The sequence below is a fragment of the Streptomyces sp. SID5785 genome, assembly GCF_009870065.1.
Lineage (GTDB): Bacteria > Actinomycetota > Actinomycetes > Streptomycetales > Streptomycetaceae > Streptomyces.
The window spans coordinates 1-2,424 of record NZ_WWIA01000612.1 but is presented as its reverse complement, the minus strand read 5'-3'; the positions used below and the strand labels follow the sequence as shown (position 1 = coordinate 2,424).

Below are 2,424 nucleotides of genomic sequence, written 5' to 3'. Positions count from 1 at the left end.
GGGACGGTCCCGCTGTCCTCGTCGAAGGGCAGGCCGGGCACGGGGCGGGCCCGGTAGCCCACGCAGCGCAGCACGAGGCCGGTCTCCAGCGTCTCGGTCCCGCCGCCGGAGGGCCGGGCGCGCACGGTGCCGTCCGCGTCGGTGTGCAGCTCGGTGCCGGTGACCTCCAGGGCCTGCACGGCGCGCTCGCCGGTGATCCGGACCGGGCTCGTCAGGAAGCGGAGCACGATGCGGCGACGGCCCTCGACCGGGGTGCGGGCGGCGAGCTCCGCCAGGAGGCGGGTCTTCTCGGTGGCGTCTGCCGCGAGGCCCTCGGGCCAGCCGTCCACGGTGACGTCGACGTTCTTCAGGGCGCGCAGGGCGAGGAGCTCGGGCACGGTGAAGGCGGCCTGGGCGGGGCCCCGGCGGCCCAGCAGGACGACCTCGCGGACCCGGCTCGTACGCAGCGCGGCGAGGGCGCGGTCGGAGATGTCGGTGCGGGCCAGGTCGTCGGGGTCGGCGGTCAGGATGCGGGCGACGTCGAGCGCGACGTTGCCGTTGCCCACGACGACGGCCCGCTCGGTGTCGAGGCGGTGCTCGTCGTGCGCCCGGTCGGGATGGCCGTTGTACCAGGCGACGAAGTCGGTGGCGGAGACGCTGCCGGGCAGGTCCTCGCCCTCGATGCCGAGGCGCCTGTCGGTCGCCGCGCCCACGGCGTAGATCACCGCGTGGTGCTCGCGCAGCAGGTCCGCGTGGCTCAGGTCGGTGCCTATCTCGACGCCCAGGCGGTAACCGAAGCCGGGCTGCGACTCGATGGCCCCGAAGAGCTCGGTGACCTGCTTCGTGTCCTGGTGGTCGGGGGCGACACCGGCGCGGGCCAGGCCGTACGGGGTCGGCAGCCGGTCGTGGACGGTGACGCGCACGCCCGGGTGGCGCAGGAGCTCGTCGGCGGCGAACAGGCCGGCGGGACCCGCGCCGACGACCGCCACCGACAACTCCCCTGCGGGCAGGGCGCGTTGCCGGGGGACGACATACATGGGCGCACGGTCCTCGTGCGGGTTCTGCCGGTAGTAGGAGGCGTTCAGCTCCAGGAAGGGCAGCTCCGCCGGGGCCAGCGCGGTGTGGGGCTTGAGGGCGTCCACCGGACACGCGGTCGTGCAGGCTCCGCAGTCGACGCAGGTACGCGGATCGACGTAGAGCATCTCGGCGGTCCCGAAGCCGGGCTCCCCCGGTGCGGGGTGGATGCAGTTGACCGGGCAGGCCAGCACGCAGGACGCGTCGGCGCAGCAGGATCGGGTGACGACGTACGGCACGGCGGGCCGGCTCCGTTCGGGGTTGGGGGGTGAGATGCGGCGGCGCTCAGCCGGCGAGCGGGGTGGGCTCGCCGCGGAAGCGGGCCGGCCTGCCGGAGATCCGCAGGGCCTTCCACACACGGCGGGAGGCCTTGTTCATCAAACCGATCTCCTCGGCCAGCATCCGTACGTCGGAGAAGAGTTCGTGGAGCGTCTTCTCCCCGGCCTCGGACTTCCAGAAGACGTCCTTGATCACCCAGGCGGGGATGCCGACCTCGGCGGCGGACCTGCGGTCGGGAATCATGATGACGTCGCACAGGGTCCGCATGATCACCGGGAAGAACACGGACAGGACGCCGCGGCGGACCTTTCCGTAGCCCGGGACGCGCAGTCGCAGGAACTCGTGGGCGAAGGAGATGTGCCGGGCCTCCTCCGCGATGTGGATCTGCATGATCCGCTGCGGGAGCGGGTGCACGGGCTCGCCGCTGCGCAGGGCGGCCTTCTGGAGGTGGTCGATGGGCTCCTCGCCCGCGAGGATGCCGGTGAAGAACACCTCGGGCCACAGCGATCCGGCCAGCGGCAGGACCCGGCTGACGTTGCGGAACCAGCGCCGCGAGCCGGGGGTGTCCACGCCGGTGCGGTTGACCAGCTCCTGGAACATCTGGGTGTGGTGCGTCTCCTCGGTGATCTCGTGGGTGAGGTACCGGAACTCGGGGTCCTGGTTGTCCACGTGGACGAGGTAGTCCAGGGCGCCGCGCATCAGCAGGTTCTCGAACTGCATGCCCGTCTTGGCGATCACGGCCCAGCGCCAGATGCCGATCCGGATCTGGGTCTCCAGCGGCTGCTCCCGGTACCAGGGGTGGGAGCCGAGGGCGTCGGCGCTGGTGAGCACCCAGCGCGGGTCGCCGGTGTCGACGGCGAACTCCGGGTCGTCCCACTTGATGTCGGTGAAGGCGTTGAAGTTGACGTTCACGGAGCCCTCGGACAGGGTCCGCAGCCGCTCGTCGTAGACCTTCCTGGTCAGGTTCGCGGTCATCTTCGTCCTCGGTGTCTGCTCGGCGGTTCCCCGGTGGGGGCGGGTGCGGGGCGGTGGTGCGGCAGTGCGGAGAATGCGGGGAGGTGCGGGGAGGTGCGGGGATGTGCGGGTGGTGCA

General features: G+C 72.2%; 2 protein-coding genes. Both read right to left on the bottom strand.

What is annotated here, in order from left to right; translation table 11 throughout:
• Nucleotides 1–1,292: FAD-dependent oxidoreductase (locus tag GTW43_RS20070; RefSeq protein ID WP_161303400.1), on the bottom strand; the 1,292-nt coding region annotated here is incomplete at its 3' end.
• Between the two features lie 46 nt (nucleotides 1,293–1,338).
• Nucleotides 1,339–2,307 carry a diiron oxygenase gene (locus GTW43_RS20065; RefSeq protein ID WP_161303399.1) on the bottom strand — a complete coding sequence of 323 codons (969 nt, stop codon included), beginning with the start codon at nucleotides 2,305–2,307 and terminating at the stop codon, nucleotides 1,339–1,341.
• Between the last annotated feature and the right edge of the window lie 117 nt (nucleotides 2,308–2,424).

Bases quoted from the DNA above. Each gene is read 5' to 3' on its own strand.
- GTW43_RS20065 (WP_161303399.1), bottom strand. From the start codon at position 2,307: ATGACCGCGAACCTGACCAGGAAGGTCTACGACGAGCGGCTGCGGACC.